Source organism: Oleiphilus sp. HI0079, assembly GCF_001635105.1.
The window spans coordinates 1-568 of the sequence record NZ_LWFT01000235.1 but is presented as its reverse complement, the minus strand read 5'-3'; the positions used below and the strand labels follow the sequence as shown (position 1 = coordinate 568).

The 568-nt window shown below is 45.6% G+C and carries 1 protein-coding gene; it reads left to right on the top strand.

What is annotated here, in order from left to right:
- Positions 1-568: recombinase RecA (gene recA / locus A3750_RS03560; RefSeq protein WP_068548025.1), on the top strand; the 568-nt coding region annotated here is incomplete at both ends.

Genomic DNA, 568 nt, shown 5'->3' with positions numbered 1-568 from the left:
GGTGCTGTCGATGTGATCATTGTTGACTCCGTAGCGGCGCTAACGCCTCGTGCCGAGATTGAGGGTGATATGGGTGATAGTCACATGGGTCTGCAGGCTCGCTTGATGTCACAAGCCTTGCGAAAGATCACAGGCAATATTAAGAATGCCAATTGCCTATGTATCTTTATTAACCAGATTCGAATGAAGATCGGTGTGATGTTTGGCAATCCAGAAACGACGACGGGTGGTAATGCGCTTAAGTTCTATGCATCTGTTCGATTGGATATCCGCCGCACGGGTTCTGTTAAAGTTGGCGATGAGATTGTTGGCAACGAAACGCGCGTAAAAGTGGTGAAAAACAAAGTATCACCACCGTTTAAGCAAGCCGAATTCCAGATCATGTACGGTAAAGGTATTTATCATATGGGTGAAGTGATAGACCTTGGTGTGAAAGAAGGCTTGGTTGATAAAGCAGGCGCTTGGTACGCATACAATGGTGACAAGATTGGTCAAGGTAAGGCAAACGCGGCTAAGTTTCTTGAGGAGAACCCTGAAATTGCTAATGAGATTGAGCAAAAAATTCGAG